This window comes from Isoptericola halotolerans, assembly GCF_045689585.1.
GTDB lineage: Bacteria > Actinomycetota > Actinomycetes > Actinomycetales > Cellulomonadaceae > Isoptericola > Isoptericola halotolerans_B.
In genome coordinates this window covers 1952605-1973513 of sequence record NZ_CP140108.1, presented here as the reverse complement: position 1 = coordinate 1973513, position 20909 = coordinate 1952605, and the positions used below count along the sequence as shown (strand labels likewise).

Genomic DNA, 20909 nt, shown 5'->3' with positions numbered 1-20909 from the left:
CGAGAACGAACGCCCGGCTCTCGAGGAGGGCGGCGGCGAGGACCGTCGGACTGTGCGGTTCCGCCGATTCCGTCGGCGAGGTTCGGCCATCTCCGACGACGACGGCGCGCAGCCGGGCGCGTAGTCTCGTGCGCGTGAGCATCTCACCCGACCAAGCAACCGCCGTCGACCCCGCGCTCGCCGCCCGCCTGCCGGAGCTGCGCGAGCAGTACGCTGCTCTGCAGGCTCGCGGACTGAGTCTCGACCTCACCCGCGGCAAGCCCTCGGCCGAGCAGCTCGACCTCTCCGAGGGGCTGCTGGCCCTGCCCGGTGAGGGGAACCACACCTCCGCGTCCGGCACGGACGTGCGCAACTACGGGGGCCTGACGGGCCTGCCGGAGCTGCGCGAGATCTTCGCCGAGCTGCTCGGCGTGCCGACCGACCAGCTCCTCGCCCAGGACAACGCCTCCCTGCGCCTCATGTACGACTGCATCGTGCAGGCGATCCTGTTCGGCGTCCCCGGCGGCGACGGACCGTGGTCCGCGCACGACGGACCGATCACGTTCATCTGCCCGGTGCCCGGGTACGACCGGCACTTCGCGATCTGCGAGGAGCTGGGCATCCGCATGGTGACCGTCCCCATGACCCCGGACGGGCCCGACGCCGAGGCCGTGGCCGAGCTCGTCGCCGACGACCCGTCGGTCAAGGGGCTCTGGGCCGTGCCCACGTACGCCAACCCGGACGGTTCGGTGGTCTCCGAGGCCGTCGCGCGGCGTCTGGTCTCGATGCCGACGGCCGCCGGCGACTTCCGCATCTTCTGGGACAACGCCTACGCCGTCCACCACCTGACCGAGCACGAGACGAAGACGGCGAACGCGATCGAGCTCGCCGCCGAGGCCGGGAACCCGGACCGGGTCCTGATGTTCGCCTCGACGTCGAAGGTGACGTTCGCGGGTGCGGGCGTGTCGTTCCTCGCGTCGTCGCCGGCCAACATCGCGTGGTTCTCCGAGCACCTGGCGTTCCGGTCGATCGGCCCGGACAAGGTGAACCAGCTCCGGCACGCCCAGTTCTTCGGTGACGCGGACGGCGTGCGGGCCCACATGGCGAAGCACCGCGAGATCCTCGCGCCGAAGTTCGCCGCCGTCGTCTCGATCCTGTCCGAGCGGCTCGCGGACACCGGCGTCGCCACCTGGACCGACCCGGACGGCGGGTACTTCGTCTCCGTCGACGTGGTGCCCGGGACGGCGTCGCGCGTGGTGGAGCTCGCCGGCGAGGCGGGGATCAAGCTGACCCCCGCCGGTGCGACGTTCCCGTACGGGCAGGACCCGCACGACCGCAACATCCGGCTCGCACCGTCGATGCCGCCGCTGGACGAGGTGCAGGTCGCGATGGACGGCGTCGCGACGTGCATCCTGCTCGCCGCCGCGGAGACCGCCGCCGCCTGACCCCTCCGCCCCCTCGCTGTGGGTGCACGACACGCCGTCTGCCCGTTCGGGAAGGCGGCGTGTCGTGCACCCACAGCGAGGGGGCGGAGGCAGGGAGCGCCTGAGACGTTCGGCACGGCACGAAAACTCCTCGGCGTCTGTCGGGGTGCTGCACATCGGTCGGCCTAGGCTCGGGGCACGCCCGCCGCCGACGCCGCAGCACGACACGGCTCCTGAGCGCCGGGTGATGCGGGCGCTCCACCGCTGCACCCTGGAGGCTCCGTGCCGGCGACCACCGCTCCCCCGACCGACGACCGCGCCGACGACCGCGCCGCGACCCCGTCGACGCGCCTGTCCGGCACCCAGATCCTCGCCAGCGGCCTCGCCGCCGTCAGCACCACGGTGCTGCTCTCGTTCTTCGGCGTCGCCGGCACCATCATCGGCGCCGGCCTGGCGAGCGTCCTCACGGTCGTGGCGAACTTCCTGTACACCCGCTCGATCGAGAAGACGCACGCGCAGCTCAAGCCGGTGGTCGGTCAGATCGTGCGTCCCCGGCCCGGGTCCAGCGCGGTGGCCACCGGGTCCACCGCTGTGTCCGTCACGTCCGCCGGTACCGTCGTCGAGACGGACGACGCCGACGGCGGCACCACGGTGGCGCTCGACGTCGACGGCACAGAGGCCGCCGCCCCGCGCAACGCCTGGCTGCGGCTGATCGACCGGCACGGCACGGTCCGGGTGCTCGCCGCCTCGGCCGCCGTGGTGTTCGTCGCCGTCATGGGTGTCGTGGTCGCCGTGGAGCTGATGATCGGCAAGCCCCTCGCCGACGCGGTCCAGGGCACCGAGGGGTCCGGGACGAGCATCAGCCGGACGGACGGAGACGACGCCGGCTCGTCGTCCCGGGCGGGGACCGGCGTGGATCGCGAGGCACCGGCGGACCAGCGACCGGCAGGCAGTACGACCGAGGACTCCACGTCGTCGGAGAACTCCGACGAGGAGACGACCGAGCCCACGCAGGGGCCCGCGGCCGAGGACGGCCCCGGCACCACGGCTCCGACGGAACCGGCCGAGCCGGAGGACTCCGGCGAGGAGTCGACCGGCGGGTCCGGCACCGAGGATTCGACCGGCGGGTCCACGGACGAGGAGACCACCGGCGGCTCCACCGGTGACGAGACGACCGGCGGGTCCGGCACCGACACGCCGTCGTCGGGGACGTCCCCCGACCAGGAGCCGAGCTCCGCCACGGACGGCGCCACCACCGGCTGAACGGCCACCGGCCGAGAACGACGGCGGCCCGCACCGTCCCGCTGAGGGACGGCACGGGCCGGGGCAGGCGGGACCTGTCAGCCGAGGACGGCCTTGAGGAACGCCTGGGTGCGCTCGTGGGACGGGTTGGTGAACATCGTCTCGGGGTCGGCTTCCTCGACGATCTGCCCCTGGTCGAACATGAGCACGCGGTCCGACACCTCGCGGGCGAACTGCATCTCGTGCGTGACCAGCAGCATCGTGATGTCCGTCGTGTCCGCGATCTCGCGGAGCACGTCGAGCACGTCGGCCACGATCTCGGGGTCGAGCGCCGACGTGACCTCGTCGAGCAGCAGGATCTCGGGATCCATCGCCAACGCCCGGGCGATCGCCACCCGCTGCTGCTGACCGCCCGAGAGCTCGTTCGTCTTGAAGTCGCGCTTCTCCGACATCCCGACCTTCTCGAGCAGCCGCTCGGCGTCGGAGACGGCCTCGTCCTTCGACTTGCGCAGGACGTGGACGGGCGACTCGATGATGTTCTCCAGCACGGACATGTTCGGGAACAGGTTGAACTGCTGGAAGACCATCCCCACCCGGTTGCGCACCACCCGGCGACGCTTCTCGGGGACGGGAACCCACTTGTCGCGCTTGTACTCGTGCGTGTACGGGTCACCGTCGATGAGGATGAGTCCGCCGCTGAGCTCTTCGAGCGTCATGAGCAGGCGCAGGATCGTCGTCTTGCCCGAGCCGGACGGACCGATGAGCGTGATCCGCTGGCCTTGCGGGACGGAGAAGTTCAGCTTGTCCAGCACGGTGTTGTCGCCGAACCTCTTGACGACGTCCTGGAACTCGATGGCGGGCACGTCGCCCGAGGCAGTGGTCATGGTCTGGCTTCCTGTGGGACGAGTCGAGTCAGGCAAGACGGATCTCCATCCTGCGCACCAGCAGCGAGGTCGGGTAGCTCACCGCGAGGAAGAGCAGGCCCACCATCGTCAGCGCCTCGACGTAGGAGAACGTGTTGGCACCGTAGCTCTGCGCCTCGGTATACATCTCGACGATGCCGATCGCGAAGAGGAACGGCGTCTCCTTGAACATCGAGATCGCATAGTTGCCCAGGCCGGGCAGCGTGTTCCGGATCGCCTGCGGCAGGATCACGGCGCGCCAGGTGCGCCCCGGTGCCATGTTGAGGGCCGTGGCAGCCTCCCACTGCCCCTTCGGCACCGCCTCGATACCCGCGCGGTACACCTCGGACATGTACGTCGCGTAGTGGATGCCCAGCACGCTGAATCCGATGAACAGGACAGGGACCCAGGGCGGCGAGAGCAGGTAGACGAAGGCCAGCTGCACCAGGAGTGGCGTCATCCTGATGAAGTCGGTGACGAACCGCAGCGGCATCGTCACCCAGCGGGTCGGGGTCCGCATCGCCAGCGCGATGAAGAGGCCGAGGATCGAAGCGATCACCATGCCGACGACGGTGGCCTCGATGGTGATGACGAGGCCCTCGAGGAGTCGAGGGAGAACCTCCCAGGCCTTCTCCCAGTCCCAGATGCCGTCGTTCATGCGAGACCACCTCCCACCGGGGGCGGCTGCGTGTTCGCCAGTCTCAGGTTGGGGCTCGGCTTGATGCCGAAGGTCTCACGCAGCGTCGGTTTCGTGCCGCGGCCCAGGCGTCGCTTGGCGCGTTCCTCGAGCAGGTTCATCCCCCAGGTCAACAGATAGGCGATGACGAAGTAGACGATGAGCCCGGCGCCATAGCTGAAGATCGTGTCGTTCGTGGCCTTGCGCAGCTCGACCGTCCAGAAGTTCAGGTCGTGCAAGGTGATGTAGTACGCCAGCGCCGATCCCTTGATGAGCTGGATCAGCAGGTTCGCCAGCATGGGGATCATCAGTGCCCACGCCTGCGGGAAGATCACCCGGCGCACCTTGTGGAACCACGTCATGTTCAGTGCGGTGGCGGCTTCCCACTGCCCCGGCGGCACGGACGCGATGGAGCCACGGACGACCTCGGACGCGTAGGCCCCGTAATTGAGCCCCAGCGCGACGATGGCGACCGCGAGCGCCTCCATCTTGAAGCCGAACTGCGGCAGCACGTAGAAGATCCAGAAGATCTGGACCACGAGCGACGTACCGCGGAAGAACTCGACCACCACGCGGGACGGCCCGCGCACCCAGAGGGACTGGGTGCGCGAGCCGAATCCGAGAACCACGGCGACGACTATGGCGAGGGCGGCCCCGCCGAGCGTCATCTCCAAGGTGACGAGGACACTGGTCCCGAGGTCAGGAAGCCTGTCGATCAGTGTCTGGATGTCATCGGACATGCGTTCAGTAGTCCATGCCCAGCTCGTCCGCGAGGTCGGAGAGGTCCTGGTCGGGGTCGCACAGCTGCTCGGCCGTCAGCCCCTCGGGCGGGAACTCGGTGGCGCTGAAGCCGAACGGCTCCATGATCTCGAGCCACGCGGCCTCGTCACCGAGGTAGGTGGCGAGCTGCTCGTTGTAGGCGTCGAGGAGCTCGGTGTCGTCCTGGCGGAAGACCTCCGCACCGGCGCCGATCTGCGGCTCACCGTTGATCGTGGCGACGAAGGCCTCGGTGGCTTCGACGGGCTCGTCCGTCTCCTCGGCCAGCGCACGCAGCGAGATGCCGGTCAGGGCGTAGGCGTCGGCGCGACCGGTCGTGACGGCGTCCAGGCCGGCCTGACGGTCCGGGACCTCCATGCCGTCCACGTCGGTCTCCTCGACGTAGCCGGCCTCGATGGCGCCCTGGGTCACGGCGACCGTGACGTCGCCACCCTCGACCGACTGCCAGTCGGTCAGGCCCTGCGGGTTGCCCTCGGGCACCAGGAACGCCGTGGTGTACATGATCGTCGGGTCGGCGAACGCGGCCTGCTCACAACGCTCCGGAAGGATCGACATGCCGGCGCTGACGGCGTCGAACCGGTCTGCCTGGACACCCGGGATGAGAGCGTTCCACTCGACCTGGGTGCCCTCGACCGTGTCGATGCCGAGCTCGCCGTAGATGGCACGCCCGAGCTCGATCGTGGCGCCGGTGAGCTCGCCGCCCTCCTCGTAGCTGTAGGGCACCTCGCCGAAGAAGCCGACGTTGATGCTGCCGGCGTCCTGCAGCTCGGCCAGGTGCGACATGCTCTCGCCGTCACCGCCGTCGTCGCCGCCGTCCGAGCCGCCGTCGTCGACGCTCGAGCACGCGGTCAGCGCGGTCAGAGCAAGAACTGAGCCGGCCGCGGCCAGTGCGCGGCGGCGATGCGTGGTCCTGGTGGACTGCACGGTGGTCTCCTTCCGTCGCCCCGACGCGAGCGCTGCGGGGCTGGATGTGCGGACGATCCGTTACGGTAGCCGCGTTCCGGACGATCCGACAATGGGCGTGTCCCCTCGTCTGATTGTCCTACAATCTTGAGATCGGCGCGAACAAGCGGTTGAGCACGGCAGAATTCACCCCGCGACACACGCCGGCAACATCGCGCGATCCGTGATCGTTGTCGTGTCGTGACCTCGGAAGGAGCCTGGATGCCCTCGTCCCGCCGCGCTGCGCCCGGCGCAGCGCCCACGCTGTCGCCCGTGACGCGGCCCTCGACCGTGGACCTCATCACCGCCGAGCTGCGGAACGCGATCTACTCCGGGGCGCTGCGCGTCGGCACCCCGATCCGCGAGGTCGAGATGGCCGGTCAGCTCGGGGTGAGCCGCGGACCGTTCCGCGAGGCGGCACAGCGCCTCGTCTCCGAGGGTCTCGTCGTCGCCACGCCGGGGCGCGGGCTCTCGGTACGGAAGATCGGGAAGGAACGCATCCGACCGCTCTACGACGCCCGCACGGTGGTCGAGACGTCGGCCGCGCGTCTCGCCGTCGAGCACGCGACCGCCGAGCAGGTCGCGGCCGTCCGCGACGCGCACGATGCGCTCGCCCGCGCGGACGCCACGCACGACGCCCTCCAGGTGGGTGCCGCCGACCTCAACGTGCACTGGGCTCTCGTCGCGGCGAGCGGCAACCCGTGGCTGCTGCGCTGGATGACGACCCTCATCGTGGAGGTGCGCATCGCCAGCTTCACGGTCAGCGAGGAGTACGTGGTCCGCAAGGACGCGGCCGAGTCGCACGCGCCGCTGGTCGAACGGCTCGAGGCACGTGACGCCGACGGCCTGGACGCGGCCATCCGCGCGAACCTCGACGACGCCGTCACCCGCCTGCTGACCCCGGAGGCCGCCGGCGTGGAGACGCTCGAGGAGCCGCGCCCTCTCCCGGCTCCCCGCCTGGACCCGATCGACCTGTAGGACGTCAGCTCGCGAGCCGCGCCCCCTGGGCACGCCGCTCACGCTCGTAGTCGGCCGCCCGCCACGACGTCATCCCCCCGACGACGACGGCGACCGGCTCGTCCGCGGCGTCGCGCAGCACCTCGATCGGCTCGCCCACCGGCCCGAACCCGTCGTGGACCTCCGGCCGCAGCACCGTCCCGTCGACGGTCAGCCGCTCGGCGCCGACGAACGGGTCCGCCTGGCGCGGGTCGATCAGCCACAGCCGCTCTCCCAGGCGGGCCACGTCGACCATCCCCCACAGGTTCGCGAACCGGCCGGTCCACCGGTCGAGGTCGCCGTGTTCGACGTCGGCCGTCCCGCCGTCGTCGGGCAGGGCCGTGCTGACCAGGGCGAACAACCCGGAGGCGATCTGGTCGGCCGGGCCGTCGACGGCGTTGGTCAGGACGGCGACGGCGATGCGGCGCCGCGGGTCGAACCACGTGCGGGTGATCTGCCCGGGGAAGCCGCCCGAGTGCCCGACGACCCGGTGCCCGGCGATCTCGCGGGCCTCGAAGCCGAGGCCGTACTCGCGGCGCGGGGCGCCCGGCCGCTCCACGACGGACTCCGCGCGTTGCAGCAGTCGTCGCATCGTCGGGCCGAGCAGTCCGGATCCCTCTCCGTGCGCCGCCGCCCACCGCACCAGGTCGTGGGCGGTGGAGCAGAACCCTGTGGCCGCAGCCAGTGCACCGGTGGTGGTCGCCGCGACGGGCAGCCTCCCGTCGGCGAAGCGCGCGGGCAGGCCCGGCTCGGCGAGGGTCGGCGCGGAGTGCCCGACGACGGCGCGGCGCTCCAGGCTCTCCTCGAGCTCCGGGTGGGTGTCGGTCAGGCCGAGCGGGTCGAGCAGGTCGCTGCGGACGTGCTCGGCGTACGGGGTGCCGGTGACCGCCTCCACGGCGAGGCCGAGCAGGCCGTAGGCGAGGTTCGAGTACTTGAACGCCTCGCCCCGCGCGAGCACGTCTCCGCCGGTGAGCACCTCGTCGAGCAGGCGGGCGCGGTCCGGGAAGGGCGCGCCGAGCTGCCAGAAGTCGGCGTCCTGGCCGTCGCGGCGCACCCCGCCGGTGTGCCCGAGCGCCTCGCGGACCGTGACCTCGCCGACGGGGGCGCCGTCGAGCTCGGGCACGAACGACCCCAGCGGGGCGTCGAGCCGCATCTCGCCCCGCTCCACGAGTCGCGCGACGGCCGTCGCGGTGAACGTCTTGGAGTGCGAGGCGACCCGGAAGAGGTGGTCCGGACGCAGCGGGCTGCCGGACGTGAGGTCGGTGACGCCCCACGCGCCGTCCAGCACCACCTCGTCGTCGACGAGCACGGCGTACTGCACGCCGGGGACCCGGGCGAGCGCGGCACGGGTCATGACCCAGTCGCCGAGGTAGGAGGTGTTCAGGTCCGTCGTCGGGCGCCCGAGGGCGCACCCGGGGGCACCGGCGGTCATGTCGACACCCTAGCCGCGCCCTCCATGATTGAATGAGTCAACGCATTGATCCAATAGGAGTCGCCTTGTCCATCGTCCTCACCGTCCTCGTGGGCCTCCCCGTGGCGGCCGCCACCCTCGTGCTGTGGCTCGCCGGCCGTCGCACGCACGACGGCGCCGCCCTCCGCCGGGCCCGGCGACACGACTCCCTCATCACCCTCGTGGCCACGCTGGCCGCCGCCGCCACCGCCGTCCTCGCGCTCAGCCTGCCCCTGGCACCGGACCGGCAGCCGTCGCCCGCCGCACCCGGGGTCGTGCAGGCCGTCGCACCCTTCGCCGTCGCCGTCGTGCACTGCCTGGTCCGCCTCGCCGGCGAGCTGACGTGGCCCCGCCCCAGCGGCACCGTGCGCCACGCGTCGCTCGCGCGCCGGACCGTCCGCCGGACCGGCGGCACCTCCCTGACGCACCTCGCGGTGACGGCGACGGTCCTCACCGCCGCCCTGCTCGTCACCGGGGTCACGGCAGCCCCGGACGGACGGTCGGTGGCCGGCCCGCCCGTCATCCTGCCCGACGGCGGGCTCCTCACCGGGAGCAGCGGCCCCTACCCCGGCTGGCCGTACGCCGTGCCGATGCTCGCGGGTCTCGCCGTGGCGCTCCTGGCGACCCTCGCCACGCTGCGGGTCGTGGCCCACCGGGCGCCGCTGGCGAGCCTCGACCGGTACCAGGACGACGCGCTGCGCCGGACGTCGGCGGCCCGCGTCCTCGCGGTGACCCACGTCTGCGTCGGCGCGACGACGACCCTCACCCTGCTGGTCGTCGCCCTGGCGGTCCGCAACGCGGGGATCCACCAGACGTCGGCGGCGACGACGTCCGACCCCGGCATGCTCGTCGCCGCCGCCGTGTCCGGTGCCCTCGCCGTGGCGGTCGCCGCCGGGACCGTCGTCGCCGTCGTCGTCGCAGGGCGGGCGCACGTCGCCGTCGGACCGGACCCGCGATGACCGACGTCAGCGTCGACCTGCGCTCTCCCACCCCCGTCTACGAGCAGATCCGCAGCCAGGTCGCCGGGCTCGTCGCCGTGGGCGTCCTGACTCCCGGCGACCGGCTGCCGACCTCGCGCGACCTCGCCCGGGACCTCGGGATCGCCGTCGGGACCGTCCAGCGGGCGTACCGCGAGCTCGAGGCCACCGGCGTCGTCACGTCCCGGCGCCGGGTGGGCACGGTCGTCGCGGACGCCGAGCCGGATCGCCCGGGCGCGGCTGCGGTCACCGAGCTGCGGGCGGCGGTGCGCCGGGCACGAGCGGGCGGGCTCGGCGACGCGGCGATACTCGACGTCGTGCACGGCGAGCTGCGCACCGTTCGGCCGACCGATGAAATGACTGTCGGAGGCGAGTCCTAGGTTCTACGTTGGGAACAACCACCTGAGGAGCTCACCATGACCGACCACGCGGGCGGGTCGCCGCCCCTCGCCGTCGAGGCGACCGGCCTCGTCAAGCACTTCACCTCCGGCAAGAAGACGACCAAGGCCGTGGACGGCGTCGACCTCTCGATCCCCACGGGGAGCGTGTTCGGTCTGCTGGGTCCCAACGGCGCCGGCAAGACGACGGTCGTGCGCATGCTCGCGACGCTGCTGCGCCCCGACGGCGGCACCGCCCGCGTGCTCGGCCACGACGTCGCGCACGACGCCGACGCCGTCCGCGCCGCCGTCGGCCTCACCGGCCAGTACGCCTCCGTCGACGAGGACCTCACCGGCACCGAGAACCTCCTGATGCTCGCCCGGCTGTACGGGTTCCGCGGCCGTGCGGCGACCCGACGGGTGGCGAACCTGCTCGAGGCCTTCAGCCTCACGGACGCGGGCCCCCGCCAGGTCAAGACCTACTCCGGCGGCATGCGGCGCCGCATCGACCTCGCCGCCTCGCTCGTGCTCTCCCCCCGGGTGCTGTTCCTCGACGAGCCGACCACCGGCCTCGACCCCCGGTCGCGCAACCAGGTCTGGGACATCGTGCGCGTCCTCGTCGACGACGGTGCGACCGTCCTGCTCACCACGCAGTACCTCGAGGAGGCCGACCAGCTCGCCGACCGGATCGGCGTCATCGACCACGGAAAGCTCATCGCGGAGGGCACGTCCACCGAGCTCAAGCGGTCCGTCGGCCAGGGTGCGGTGGACCTGCGTCTCGCGGACGCCTCGCAGCGCGCCGCGGCGGCCGCCGTCGTGGCGCGGGTGCTCGGCACTGAACCGACGCTGCCCACCGACCCCTACGCACTGAGCGCCCGGGTGCCCGACGACGGTGCCCATCTCGTGGCGCAGGTCCTGCCCGCGCTCGGTGAGGCCCGGATCGCCGTTCCCGAGTTCTCGCTCGGCCAGCCGAGCCTCGACGAGGTGTTCCTGACGCTCACCGGTGCACCGTTGCCGGCGGACGAGACGAGTGACGGCCCCGCCGTCGAGGAGGAGATGTCCCGATGAGCGCTGTCGACATCAGCACGACGTCCCTGCGCGAGGCCGTGGCGCTGGAGTCCCGGCCCGCGCGCCCCTCGGCGGTCGCCACGTCGCTGACGTTCGCGTGGCGGGCGCTGCTCAAGATCAAGCACGTGCCGGAGCAGCTCTTCGACGTGCTGGTCTCCCCCGTCATCTTCACCCTGATGTTCACCTACCTGTTCGGCGGGGCGATCGCGGGATCGACGGACGCCTACATCCAGTTCCTGCTGCCCGGCATCCTGGTGCAGACGATCATCATCGTGACCGTGTACACGGGCTACACCCTCAACACCGACATCACCAAGGGGGTGTTCGACAGGTTCCGGTCGCTGCCGATCTGGCGGCCCGCCCCCATCGTCGGCGCTCTGCTGGGCGACACCGTGCGCTACACGATCGCGTCGGTGATGTGCATCGGGCTCGGGCTCCTCATCGGGTTCCGGCCCGACGGCGGCGTCCTCGGCGTCGTCGCGGGGGTGGCGCTGCTCCTGGTGTTCGCCTTCGCGCTGAGCTGGATCTTCACGATCCTCGGCCTGCTGCTGCGCACCCCGAACGCCGTGATGGGCGTGTCGATGATGGTGCTCATGCCGCTGACGTTCGCGTCCAACATCTTCGTCGACCCGTCCACGATGCCGTCCGGGCTGCAGACCTTCGTGGACCTGAACCCGGTGTCACACCTCGTCACCGCGGTGCGCGGGCTCATGGCGGGCACCGCCGGACTCGGTGACGTCACGACGGTGCTGATATCGGCCGTCGTCATGACCGCCGTGTTCGCCCCGATCACGATGTACCTCTACCGCAACCGCCACTGACCCGCGGCCCCGCCGCCTCGCTGTGGGTATGCCGGCCGGCACGCTCGTGGCGGGTCTGGCAAGGACACCCCGGACCCGGTCGACGAAGCCACTCTGCTCGCGCCGTGCACCTCCAGACCCGCTGAAGTCGCTCCCCACCACCACGACGACCTGATAGTTCAGTGCCTCGAGCCACCGTCGGCGCTCGACGTCGTCCCGCCACTGATCCCTGTCGGGCCGGTGCTGGTCACCGTCGTACTCGACGACGAGCCGGTACCGGGGGTAGATCAGGTCACATCGCTTGACGTAGGTGCCGTCCCTCAGCCATACCACCTGATTGACCTCCGGGCACGGGAGACCTGCCTCGACCAGCCGCAGGCGCGTCCGTGTCTCCATCACGGAGTCGGTGCCGGGCCGGATCCGCGACATCTGCTCGCGGACCCTGGCGATGCCCTTGACCTTGTGCGTCCGTTCGGCGATGCGGGCGAGCTCCGCCACCGAGGACAGCGTCTGCTTGCGGCGCAGCACCGCATCGCCGAGGACGACGATCTCGTCGGGAAGCAGCCCTCCGGCGACGTGACGGGCAGCGTCGTCGTCTCAAGGAAGGTCTGACGGGACCGGTGGGACACCACGCCGCGGCGCTGCGGTCGGTCCTCCTCCCGATGGGTCACGACCTGCAGCGGGGCCGAGTCGGCAGCTTCCTCGCGGAGCGCCCACGGCACGTCGATCCCATGGATCCGCAGCGCGGTCACGTGGCTGAACGCCACGCCGTCGGCCAGCGTCGGCAGCAGGCTCCGGCATCGAGCCAGGAGGTCGAGGTCGCCGGCCGCCACCCGGACGCCGGCGAAGGGGGCGACAAGGTCCCGGCGTCGGAGCCGCGACCACGGGACCCCGTCGGCGAGCGCGTCACGCACACGAAACGGTCCGTCCGGTACCTTGCCTGCTCGTCGAAGCATGCGCCGACCCTGGCACGGGCCGGCCCCGAGGGTGCAGACGTTTTCCACAGGCCAACACCGCCGCCCCAGACCCGGTATGCCTGATCCCTCTCTCCCGCCCCACCTCGGCGCTGTGGGTATGCAATCTCCAGCTCTTGCTGCCGGGGAATCGGAGATTTCATACCCACAGCGCCGGGGTGAGGCCCGGGCGAGAAGAGGGTGGCCAGGCGGGGCGGGGCGAGTGGGGAGGTCAGGCGGCGGGGTCGGCCTGCATCTCCTCGTCGCACTTGCGGGTGACCACCAGCACGGGGCACTGCGAGTGGTGCAGCACGGCCTGGCTGGTCGACCCGAGCAGCAGCCCGCGGAAACCGCCACGGCCACGAGAGCCGACGACGACGAGATCCGCGGCGGAGGAGAACTCGGTGAGCAGCTCGGCGCCGGACCCGTCCAGCACGTGCCGCTTGATCGTGATGTCCGGATGCTCTGCCTCGACCTGGTCCACGATGACGTCCAGCCCGGCCTTGACGTCGGCGAGCACCTGCTCGTGGTCGATCTGGGACGGCAGCCAGGCGAGCACCCCGGCTCCCGAGCCGAGCGGGACACCGGCGACCGCGACCAGCTCGGCGTCCCAGGACTCGGCCTGCTCGACAGCGTGCCGCAGCGCGACCTCCGAGGTCGGCGAGCCGTCCACGCCGACGACGATCCGCCGGACCTCGTGCACGACGTCGCCGTCGCGACGCTCCGGGTTCTCCGCTCCCTCCCGGTGCGGGACCACGACGGTCGGACAGTGGGCGTGCGCGGGCAGCGCGGAGGAGACGGTGCCGAGCAGCCGCTCCGCGAAACCTCCGCGTCCGCGCGTGCCGACGACGGCGAGGCAGTGGTCGCTCGACATCTCGACGAGCACACCGGCCGCGTCACCCGTGGCGACGGTCCCCTCCACGGGGATGCCCAGCCCCTCGACGCGCGCCTGCGCCTCGGCGAGGACCGCCTTCGCCCCCTCGGCGATGGCCGTGTCGTCGAGAGCCGCGTACCCGCCGTCGAGCGATGCCGCTGTGAACGAGGGCAGCGAATAGCTGCACACGATGTGCAGTCCCCATCCGACCCGCTGAGCGTACGTCGCCGCCCAGTCCAGGGCGTGCAGGCTCGCGGTGGAACCGTCGACGCCCACCAGGACGACCTCTGGACGTGTCATGTCGCGCCTCCCGTCATGCCCGGACCTCGACGTCCGGAACAACTGTGGTTCAAGCGTAACGAAAGACGGCCGCAAGGTGTAGCAAAGGACAGCACGACGCCCCGACGTTCACGGGGAACGTCGGGGCGTCGTGGATGCTGAGGACGGTCAGGTCAGCCGGTCACCCGCAGGTAGGTGGGGCTGGACTGCCAGATGCCGGACTGGCGCACGACCCAACCACCGGGACGCGTCGCCTCGATCTGCTGGCCGTTGCCGATGTAGATCGAGATGTGTCCGGGCGACCAGATGAGGTCACCGGCACGAGCCTCCGACGCGGAGATGACGGAGGTGTTCGACGCGCTGCGGATCGCGCTGGAGGAGTGCGGCAGCGACACGCCGAGCTGGTTGTAGACATAGGTCACGAGCCCGGAGCAGTCGAAGCCGGACGGCGACGCGCCACCCACGACGTACTTGACGCCGATGTAGCGGGCGGCGATCGAGACGGCCGAGGAGCCGCTCGCGCTGGCAGCGGGCGCCGCCGACGACTCGGTGCTCGACGACTCGGTGCTCGACGACTCGGTGCTCGACTCGCTGGTGGACTCCACCGCGGTCCGCTCGGCCGAACGCGACGGAGCGACCTCACGCACCGGCTCCGGCTCGGGCTCCGGCGCCGCCTTGATCTCGGCACTCGCAGCGATCTTCGGCGTGACCTTCTCCACCGAGACCTTCGCCTCGGAGTCCACGGTCACGACCGGAGCCGCCTCCAGCGCCGAACGCGCCTGATCCGTCAGAGCACCCAGATCGACCGTGCTCAGCTTCTTCGCCGCGTCGCTGTCGACCGGAGCGGCATGCGCCGCAGAAGCCCCACCGATCGTCGAGACCAGCAGACCACCAGCGGTGGCCACCACAGCAGCCCGACGACCGGCCGCCGCGGACGGCGCAGCCAACATCGGACGCCTCGCAGCGCGGTGCTTGCCGCGCGTCCTGGTAGATGCGTTCACGTCTTCCCTCTCCTGTCGCCTACGAGGTCAGCTGTCGGGTTCGGGTGGGAGAAATCACCCGGCCCCACGGAACCAGAGGTCCCGTGCGGCTTCACCCCAAGGACACCGTCACCGATGCCCACAAATGGGTCCCCCGCTCCTGCCGGCGGTCTTGGTTCCCCGACCGATGGCAGGACTCGGCGTCCGGTCAGGATCCGGCAGAATTCTCCACCGGACGTGGAAACCGTAGCGGATCGCGGCCCCCATGTCACGTTTAGGTCACGGCGACGCGGGATGAGTTCCGTCACCGGGCCGCTGGAGGCGCTGGAGCCCCCGCAGAGGGCCGGAGATCCTCCGTCCGTCCCCCTGTCGCGGCGCCGGCGTCAGGGCCTCCAGCATCCCGGCACGCCGCCGGCGGCGCACAGGGGCCGGGACACCACGAGGCCCTGCCGCACGCGGAGCGCGGCAGGGCCTCGTGGTGGCGTGGCGACCCGGGGGTCAGCCGACGCGGATGAAGGTGGGGTTCGACTGCCAGATGCTCCGGAACTGGATCGTCTTGCCGGGGCGCGGGGCGTCGATCTGGGTGTTGCCGCCGGCGTAGATCGCGATGTGACCCGGCGACCAGATGAGGTCGCCCGGCTGGGCGTCCGCCCGGGAGACGACCGTGCCGGCGTAGCGCTGCGCCGACGAGGCGCGCGGGAGCGAGATGCCGGCCTGCGCGAAGACGTACTGGGTGAAGCCCGAGCAGTCGAAGCCGGACGGCGAGGTGCCGCCCGAGACGTAGGGCACACCCACGTAGCGCGAGGCGATCGAGATGATGGAGCCGTTGGCCGACGCGGGTGCCGCCGTGGACTCGGTGCTGGACGACTCGGTGCTCGACTCGCTGGTGGACTCCACCGCGGTCCGCTCGGCCGAACGCGACGGAGCGACCTCACGCACCGGCTCCGGCTCGGGCTCCGGCGCCGCCTTGATCTCGGCACTCGCAGCGATCTTCGGCGTGACCTTCTCCACCGAGACCTTCGCCTCGGAGTCCACGGTCACGACCGGAGCCGCCTCCAGCGCCGAACGCGCCTGATCCGTCAGAGCACCCAGATCGACCGTGCTCAGCTTCTTCGCCGCGTCGCTGTCGACCGGAGCGGCATGCGCCGCAGAAGCCCCACCGATCGTCGAGACCAGCAGACCACCAGCGGTGGCCACCACAGCAGCCCGACGACCGGCCGCCGCGGACGGCGCAGCCAACATCGGACGCCTCGCAGCGCGGTGCTTGCCGCGCGTCCTGGTAGATGCGTTCACGTCTTCCCTCTCCTGTCGCCTACGAGGTCAGCTGTCGGGTTCGGGTGGGAGAAATCACCCGGCCCCACGGAACCAGAGGTCCCGTGCGGCTTCACCCCAAGGACACCGTCACCGATGCCCACAAATGGGTCCCCCGCTCCTGCCGGCGGTCTTCCGTGGGGCCGGGGCGGCGGCAGGACTTGGCGGTCCGTCCCGGCACTCGGCGGAAGGCACTCCCGCGAGCGTGTCTGACCGTACCCGAACCCACCGGTGATGTCACGTTCCGATCACAGCCCGATCGCGGCGGCGTCCCGCGCCTCGCGGCGGGCCTGCGGGACAGCTCAGCGGGCCGCCACGAACAGGTGCTTGGCGAGGTCGTCGGGCAGCTCCAGCCCTTCGCTCGCGCCGTCGGCCTGGACGGCGTAGTAGTCGCCGAGCGTGCGGGCCGCGATGCGAGCACCCGGCACCAGCCCGACGCGCTCGAGCCGCGCGAGGAACTCGTCGTCGACCTGCACGGGCTCGGCGATGCGCTGCAGGACGATCTCGACGTTCTCGGTCTGCCCGCGCAGGAAGGCGGGCAGCGACTGCACGCCCTCGAGGAACGGCAGGTCCTCGTACTGCTCGCCGAGCTCGGACAGCCCCGGGATGGGGTTCCCGTACGGGTCGTGGTGCGGGTGGTCGAGGAGGGTGACGAGGCGGCGCTCGACGAGGTCGCTCATCACGTGCTCCCAGCGGCACGCCTCGTTGTGGACGTGCTCCCAGTCCAGCTTGATCACGTCGGTCAGGAGCCGCTCGGCCAGCCGGTGCTTGCGCATGACGCGCGTCGCCTTCGCCTGGCCGTCGTCGGTGAGCTCGAGGTGCCGGTCGCCGGTGACGACCACGAGCCCGTCCCGCTCCATCCGGGCGATCGTCTGCGAGACCGTCGGACCGGAGTGTCCGAGGCGTTCCGCGATCCGTGCGCGGAGCGGTGTGATGCCCTCCTCGCCGAGCTCGTAGATCGTCTTCAGGTACATCTCGGTGGTGTCGATCAGGTCGGTCACGTCCACTCCCGTCTTGAGGCCCGGGCCTAGTCTATTCGCACACGTCACCGTTCCGGCGTCCGTCGCCGACGGTCGCCCCCCACACGTCAGCCACGGAGTCCCCATGCCCCTCCAGATCCCCTCGTCGCTGCTGCCGTCCGACGGCAGGTTCGGTGCCGGTCCGTCCAAGGTCCGCCCCGCCCAGGTCGACGCCCTGCGGGCGGCCGGCGACCCCCGGCGCCCTCTGCTGGGCACGTCGCACCGCCAGCCCGGCGTCAAGGACCTGGTGCGCCGCGTGCGCACGGGCCTCGCGGAGCTTTTCGACCTCCCCCCGGGGTACGAGGTCGCGCTCGGGAACGGCGGGTCGACGGCATTCTGGGACGTCGCGACGGCGAGCCTCGTCCGGGAGCGGGCGCAGCACGCCGTGTTCGGGGAGTTCGGCGGGAAGTTCGCCGCGGCCACCCGCCGCGCGCCCTTCCTGGCGGACCCGGAGGTCGTCGAGGCCGCGCCCGGCGGCGTCGCGCACCTCACGCCGTCGGCGTCCGTCGACGTGTACGCGTCGCCGCACAACGAGACCTCGACGGGCGCGATGGCCCCGGTGCGTCGCCCGGCCGGCTCCGACCAGCTCGTCCTGACGGATGCGACGTCGGGTGCGGGGGCGCTGCCGGTGGACCTGCGGGAGACCGACGTCTACTACTTCGGCCCGCAGAAGGTCTTCGGCGCCGACGGCGGGCTCTGGCTCGCGCTGTGCAGCCCGGCCGCGATCGAGCGCGCCGCCCTCGTGGAGGCATCCGGAGGCGGCCGCTGGGTGCCCGAGTTCCTGTCCCTGACGACGGCGTTGGCGAGCTCCCGCCTGGACCAGACCTTGAACACCCCGGCCGTCGGGACGCTGGTGATGCTGGCGGAGCAGATCGAGTGGATCCTCGAGCAGGGCGGCCTGGAGTGGTCGAGCGGGCGGTCCGCGACGTCGGCCAGGATCCTCTACGGCTGGGCGGAGGCCCGTGAGTGGGCGACGCCGTTCGTCGCCGACCCGGCGGAGCGGTCCACCGTGGTGGGGACGATCGACCTGGACGAGCGCGTGGACGCCAGCGCCGTCGTCGGCAACCTGCGCGACAACGGGGTCCTCGACGTGTTCCCGTACCGCAAGCTGGGCCGCAACCAGGTCCGGGTGGGGATGTTCCCCGCGGTGGACCCGGAGGACGTCCGAGCACTGACGTCTTGCATGGATTTCATCGTGAATCAAGTGCTGTAGCCTTCGGGAAGAAATTTCACCCGCTCCACTGCTAGCATTCCGGCGTTTCGTACAAAGCCGACATAGCAAAGGAGCTGGGACGTGCCAGAGATGGAGCACTTCACGTACGGGCTGCTGACGCCGCTCGCCGGGTACATCGCGTCGTTCATCGGCTGCCTGACAGGACTGTCGGCCACCTCGCGGGCACGTGCCACCACGAGCGCCGTGGCCAAGAGCATCTGGCTCACCATCGGCGGCGTCGCGATCGGTGGCACCGGCGTGTGGGTCATGCACTTCATCGCCATGCTCGGCTTCACCGTCGACGGGATGCCGATCAACTACGACGTCCCGCTGACGATCCTCTCCGCTCTGCTGGCGATGGCCGTCGTCACGGCGGGGCTCTTCCTCGTCGGGTTCCTCGGCGACAAGCTGCTCTACCTGCTGGTGGGCGGACTGTTCGTCGGCCTGGGCGTCGCGAGCATGCACTACCTCGGCATGGCCGCGATGGAGATGAGCGGCGAGACCCACTACGACAGCCTCCTGGTCGGGGCGTCCCTGGTGATCGCCGTCGTCGCCGGGACGGCCGCGCTCTGGCTCTGCGTGAACGTCAAGGGCTGGCTGCTCGCGACGGTTGCCGCACTGGTGATGGCCGCCGCGGTGGCCGGCATGCACTACACCGGCATGGCCGCGATGCACATGACCGGGCCGGCCGGCCCGCCGCCGGGCGGCACCTCGGCCCTGGAGCTGCTCGGCCCGCTCATCGCCGGGGTGTTCCTGAGCACGGTGGCGATGGTCTTCGTGGTGCTCATGTGGCCGACGGAGGACGAGATGCGCGAGCGCGAGGCGCTCGAGGAGCGGATCACGCCCACGCCGACCGGCTGACGCGGTCGCCCGGCACGCCCGGCGCCCGCCGGCCTCCTCGGCGCCCGGCACGCCCGCCCCTGTCAGGCTGCGCGGGCGTGCCGGCTCTCGACGGCGGCGGGCGCGTCGAGGTAGACCACCTCGAGGTGCGGGCGGCTCAGCAGCCGGTAGCGCACCCTGAGCCGCCAGCTCCGCACCGCCCAGACCGTGGCGCCCAGTGCCACGAGGAGCGTGGCGACGGACCCGACGAGGATCGACCAGCGGGGGCCGAAGGTCTCCCCGATCCAGCCGACCACGGGCGACCCGACGGGGGTCGCGCCGAGGAACACCATCATGTAGAGCGACATGACACGGCCCCGCATCGCCGGGTCCGTCGAGGTCTGCAGGGTGGAGTTGGCCGCGGTCATCATCGTCAGCGACGCGAGCCCGACCGGGATGCAGGCCACCACGAACGCCGGGAAGGTCGGCATGAGCGCCATGACGGCGGTGGCGACGGCGAAGGCGAACGCGGCACCGATGACGAGCCGCACGCGCGGCCGGTCGCGCCGGGCAGCCAGGAGCGCTCCGGTCAGGGACCCGACGGCGAGCACCGATCCGAGCAGGCCGAACTCCCCCGCGCCCCGCTCGAACTCGACGCGAGCCATCATCGCGGAGGTGAGCTGGAAGTTGAGGCCGAACGTCGACACGACGGCCATCACGACCATGATCACCATGATGTCGGAGCGTCCCCGCACGTACCGCAGCCCCTCACGGATCTGCCCCTTGCCCCGGGGGGCGGGTTCGCGCGCCCAGGTCGCCTCCGCCTTCATGAGCGCGACGGCGGCGATCGTGGCGGCGAAGGTGACGCCGTTGATGACGAACACCCAGCCGGAGCCGACGGCGGCGATCAGCAGCCCGGCCACGCCCGGGCCCACGAGCCGGGCAGCGTTGAACGACGCCGAGTTCAGGCCGACGGCGTTGGCGAGGCGCTCGGGCGGCACCAGCTCGGCGACGAACGTCTGCCGCACCGGGTTGTCGAACGCGGTGACGACACCGAGCCCGAGCGCGAACGCGTACACCTGCCAGAGCTGGGCGTGGCCGGACAGCACCAGCACCCCGAGGCCGAGGGCGAGCACCCCCATCGCGCCCTGGGTGACCATGAGGAGGCGTCGTCGGGGCAGCCGGTCGGCGAGCAGGCCCGCCCACGGACCGAGCAGCAGCAGGGGCAGGAACTGCAGGGCGGTCGTGATGCCGAGGGCGACGCCGGAGTCGTCGGTGAGGTCGGTGAGGACGAGCCAGTCCTGGGCGACGCGCTGCATCCAGGTGCCGACGTTGGCCACGAGGGCGGCGCCGAACCAGAGCCGGTAGTTGGGGTAGCGCAGGGAGGAGAAGGTCGCGCTCATCCGGCCGCCACCCGGGCCAGGATCTCGGTGGCGGCGGCGAGCGTGGCCCGCTCGTCGGGGTCGAGCTCCTCGAGCCGGCAGGTCAGCCAGGCGTCCCGGCGACGGCGCGTCTCGGCGATCTCGTGGCGTCCGGCGTCGGTGAGCCGCACCACGACCTGGCGCCGGTCGGTGGGGTGGTCGGCCTTCTCGACGAGGCCGAGCTCGGCCAGCGTGGTGACGGCGCGGGTCATCGCGGGGGGACGGACGCGTTCGTGCTCGGCGAGGGCCCCTGGGCTCATCTCCCCGTGGCGGTCGAGGACGGCGAGGACCCCGAACTGCCCCTCGGGCAGGTCCGCCTCGCCGCGCTGGGTCCGCAGCCGGCGGGCAGCGCGGGTGAGGGCGACGCGGAGGTCGCCGCTGAGCTGGGCGGGGTCGTCAGGCACTTCCCTTACTCTAGGTCATTACCTTG

The 20909-nt window shown here is 71.5% G+C and carries 21 protein-coding genes and 2 riboswitches; of the genes, 10 read left to right on the top strand and 11 right to left on the bottom strand.

The window, feature by feature from the left end; all coding sequences use genetic code 11:
* Nucleotides 1–134 precede the first annotated feature (134 nt).
* Both UQW22_RS09250 and UQW22_RS09245 read left to right on the top strand, forming a co-directional pair.
* Nucleotides 135–1424, top strand: coding sequence for an aminotransferase class I/II-fold pyridoxal phosphate-dependent enzyme (locus UQW22_RS09250; protein WP_407320649.1), 1290 nt, complete (start codon nt 135–137; stop codon nt 1422–1424).
* A 261-nt stretch (nt 1425–1685) separates the two neighbouring features.
* Complete coding sequence (locus UQW22_RS09245) at nt 1686–2666, top strand: hypothetical protein (protein WP_407320648.1); 981 nt, start codon at nt 1686–1688, stop codon at nt 2664–2666.
* 77 nt (nt 2667–2743) lie between these two features.
* On the opposite strand, the gene UQW22_RS09240 is transcribed toward UQW22_RS09245, so the two are convergent.
* The 4 genes from UQW22_RS09240 to UQW22_RS09225 are packed head-to-tail and all read right to left on the bottom strand — an operon-like array spanning nt 2744 to nt 5924.
* Entirely contained in the window at nt 2744–3529 is a 786-nt protein-coding gene (locus tag UQW22_RS09240) for an amino acid ABC transporter ATP-binding protein (protein WP_407320647.1), read from the bottom strand.
* Between the two features lie 28 nt (nt 3530–3557).
* Nucleotides 3558–4205 carry an ectoine/hydroxyectoine ABC transporter permease subunit EhuD gene (gene ehuD / locus UQW22_RS09235; RefSeq protein WP_407320646.1) on the bottom strand — a complete coding sequence of 216 codons (648 nt, stop codon included), beginning with the start codon at nt 4203–4205 and terminating at the stop codon, nt 3558–3560.
* Entirely contained in the window at nt 4202–4963 is a 762-nt protein-coding gene (locus tag UQW22_RS09230; protein ID WP_407320645.1) for an amino acid ABC transporter permease, read from the bottom strand. Before UQW22_RS09230 ends, ehuD begins: the two co-directional genes overlap by 4 nt.
* A gap of 4 nt (nt 4964–4967) precedes the next feature.
* Nucleotides 4968–5924 carry a transporter substrate-binding domain-containing protein gene (locus UQW22_RS09225; protein WP_407320644.1) on the bottom strand — a complete coding sequence of 319 codons (957 nt, stop codon included), beginning with the start codon at nt 5922–5924 and terminating at the stop codon, nt 4968–4970.
* Nucleotides 5925–6164: 240 nt separating this feature from the next.
* Between UQW22_RS09225 and UQW22_RS09220 the strand changes: the two genes are divergently transcribed.
* Nucleotides 6165–6920 (top strand): GntR family transcriptional regulator, encoded by a 756-nt coding sequence (locus tag UQW22_RS09220; RefSeq protein ID WP_407320643.1) that lies wholly within the window; start codon nt 6165–6167, stop codon nt 6918–6920.
* 4 nt (nt 6921–6924) lie between these two features.
* On the opposite strand, the gene UQW22_RS09215 is transcribed toward UQW22_RS09220, so the two are convergent.
* Entirely contained in the window at nt 6925–8370 is a 1446-nt protein-coding gene (locus UQW22_RS09215; protein WP_407320642.1) for a serine hydrolase domain-containing protein, read from the bottom strand.
* Between the two features lie 65 nt (nt 8371–8435).
* Between UQW22_RS09215 and UQW22_RS09210 the strand changes: the two genes are divergently transcribed.
* The 5 genes from UQW22_RS09210 (at nt 8436) to UQW22_RS09190 (ending at nt 12222) form a co-directional block, all read left to right on the top strand.
* Nucleotides 8436–9347 (top strand): hypothetical protein, encoded by a 912-nt coding sequence (locus UQW22_RS09210; protein WP_407320641.1) that lies wholly within the window; start codon nt 8436–8438, stop codon nt 9345–9347.
* Nucleotides 9344–9745, top strand: coding sequence for a GntR family transcriptional regulator (locus UQW22_RS09205; RefSeq protein ID WP_407320639.1), 402 nt, complete (start codon nt 9344–9346; stop codon nt 9743–9745). The genes UQW22_RS09210 and UQW22_RS09205 overlap by 4 nt, the downstream gene beginning before the upstream one ends.
* Nucleotides 9746–9781: 36 nt before the next feature.
* Complete coding sequence (locus tag UQW22_RS09200) at nt 9782–10810, top strand: ATP-binding cassette domain-containing protein (protein ID WP_407320638.1); 1029 nt, start codon at nt 9782–9784, stop codon at nt 10808–10810.
* Nucleotides 10807–11631 carry an ABC transporter permease gene (locus UQW22_RS09195; protein WP_407320637.1) on the top strand — a complete coding sequence of 275 codons (825 nt, stop codon included), beginning with the start codon at nt 10807–10809 and terminating at the stop codon, nt 11629–11631. Before UQW22_RS09200 ends, UQW22_RS09195 begins: the two co-directional genes overlap by 4 nt.
* A gap of 219 nt (nt 11632–11850) precedes the next feature.
* Nucleotides 11851–12222 carry a hypothetical protein gene (locus tag UQW22_RS09190; protein ID WP_407320867.1) on the top strand — a complete coding sequence of 124 codons (372 nt, stop codon included), beginning with the start codon at nt 11851–11853 and terminating at the stop codon, nt 12220–12222.
* Between the two features lie 573 nt (nt 12223–12795).
* Here UQW22_RS09190 and UQW22_RS09185 read toward each other — a convergent pair.
* The 4 genes from UQW22_RS09185 to UQW22_RS09170 form a co-directional block, all read right to left on the bottom strand.
* Nucleotides 12796–13737, bottom strand: coding sequence for a universal stress protein (locus UQW22_RS09185; protein WP_407320636.1), 942 nt, complete (start codon nt 13735–13737; stop codon nt 12796–12798).
* A 152-nt stretch (nt 13738–13889) separates the two neighbouring features.
* Entirely contained in the window at nt 13890–14621 is a 732-nt protein-coding gene (locus UQW22_RS09180; protein WP_407320634.1) for a C40 family peptidase, read from the bottom strand.
* Nucleotides 14622–14717: 96 nt separating this feature from the next.
* A riboswitch (cyclic di-AMP (ydaO/yuaA leader) is annotated at nt 14718–14909 on the bottom strand.
* A gap of 285 nt (nt 14910–15194) precedes the next feature.
* The gene (locus UQW22_RS09175) at nt 15195–15938 is read right to left on the bottom strand and encodes a C40 family peptidase (protein ID WP_407320633.1); all 744 of its coding nucleotides are present in this window, start codon (nt 15936–15938) and stop codon (nt 15195–15197) included.
* Nucleotides 15939–15989: 51 nt separating this feature from the next.
* Nucleotides 15990–16147, bottom strand: a riboswitch (cyclic di-AMP (ydaO/yuaA leader).
* 162 nt (nt 16148–16309) lie between these two features.
* The gene (locus tag UQW22_RS09170) at nt 16310–17008 is read right to left on the bottom strand and encodes a metal-dependent transcriptional regulator (protein WP_407320632.1); all 699 of its coding nucleotides are present in this window, start codon (nt 17006–17008) and stop codon (nt 16310–16312) included.
* 103 nt (nt 17009–17111) lie between these two features.
* Here UQW22_RS09170 and serC point away from each other — a divergent pair, with 103 nt between their 5' ends.
* On the top strand, nt 17112–18239 hold the full coding sequence (gene serC, locus UQW22_RS09165; protein ID WP_407320631.1) for a phosphoserine transaminase: 1128 nt from the start codon (nt 17112–17114) through the stop codon (nt 18237–18239).
* Between the two features lie 90 nt (nt 18240–18329).
* Nucleotides 18330–19100 carry an MHYT domain-containing protein gene (locus UQW22_RS09160; RefSeq protein ID WP_407320765.1) on the top strand — a complete coding sequence of 257 codons (771 nt, stop codon included), beginning with the start codon at nt 18330–18332 and terminating at the stop codon, nt 19098–19100.
* A 62-nt stretch (nt 19101–19162) separates the two neighbouring features.
* On the opposite strand, the gene UQW22_RS09155 is transcribed toward UQW22_RS09160, so the two are convergent.
* Both UQW22_RS09155 and UQW22_RS09150 read right to left on the bottom strand, forming a co-directional pair.
* Complete coding sequence (locus UQW22_RS09155) at nt 19163–20461, bottom strand: MFS transporter (RefSeq protein WP_407320630.1); 1299 nt, start codon at nt 20459–20461, stop codon at nt 19163–19165.
* Nucleotides 20458–20883 carry a MarR family winged helix-turn-helix transcriptional regulator gene (locus UQW22_RS09150; RefSeq protein ID WP_407320629.1) on the bottom strand — a complete coding sequence of 142 codons (426 nt, stop codon included), beginning with the start codon at nt 20881–20883 and terminating at the stop codon, nt 20458–20460. The genes UQW22_RS09155 and UQW22_RS09150 overlap by 4 nt, the downstream gene beginning before the upstream one ends.
* Nucleotides 20884–20909: the final 26 nt, after the last annotated feature.

What these genes read in the sequence shown, in the direction of transcription:
- UQW22_RS09220 (WP_407320643.1), top strand. Translation starts at nt 6,165, where the DNA reads ATGCCCTCGTCCCGCCGCGCTGCGCCCGGCGCAGCGCCCACGCTGTCG.
- UQW22_RS09205 (WP_407320639.1), top strand. Translation starts at nt 9,344, where the DNA reads ATGACCGACGTCAGCGTCGACCTGCGCTCTCCCACCCCCGTCTACGAG.
- UQW22_RS09230 (WP_407320645.1), bottom strand. Translation starts at nt 4,963, where the DNA reads ATGTCCGATGACATCCAGACACTGATCGACAGGCTTCCTGACCTCGGG.
- serC (WP_407320631.1), top strand. Translation starts at nt 17,112, where the DNA reads ATGCCCCTCCAGATCCCCTCGTCGCTGCTGCCGTCCGACGGCAGGTTC.
- UQW22_RS09200 (WP_407320638.1), top strand. Translation starts at nt 9,782, where the DNA reads ATGACCGACCACGCGGGCGGGTCGCCGCCCCTCGCCGTCGAGGCGACC.
- UQW22_RS09175 (WP_407320633.1), bottom strand. Translation starts at nt 15,938, where the DNA reads ATGTTGGCTGCGCCGTCCGCGGCGGCCGGTCGTCGGGCTGCTGTGGTG.
- UQW22_RS09240 (WP_407320647.1), bottom strand. Translation starts at nt 3,529, where the DNA reads ATGACCACTGCCTCGGGCGACGTGCCCGCCATCGAGTTCCAGGACGTC.
- UQW22_RS09195 (WP_407320637.1), top strand. Translation starts at nt 10,807, where the DNA reads ATGAGCGCTGTCGACATCAGCACGACGTCCCTGCGCGAGGCCGTGGCG.
- UQW22_RS09215 (WP_407320642.1), bottom strand. Translation starts at nt 8,370, where the DNA reads ATGACCGCCGGTGCCCCCGGGTGCGCCCTCGGGCGCCCGACGACGGAC.
- ehuD (WP_407320646.1), bottom strand. Translation starts at nt 4,205, where the DNA reads ATGAACGACGGCATCTGGGACTGGGAGAAGGCCTGGGAGGTTCTCCCT.
- UQW22_RS09155 (WP_407320630.1), bottom strand. Translation starts at nt 20,461, where the DNA reads ATGAGCGCGACCTTCTCCTCCCTGCGCTACCCCAACTACCGGCTCTGG.
- UQW22_RS09185 (WP_407320636.1), bottom strand. Translation starts at nt 13,737, where the DNA reads ATGACACGTCCAGAGGTCGTCCTGGTGGGCGTCGACGGTTCCACCGCG.
- UQW22_RS09160 (WP_407320765.1), top strand. Translation starts at nt 18,330, where the DNA reads ATGGAGCACTTCACGTACGGGCTGCTGACGCCGCTCGCCGGGTACATC.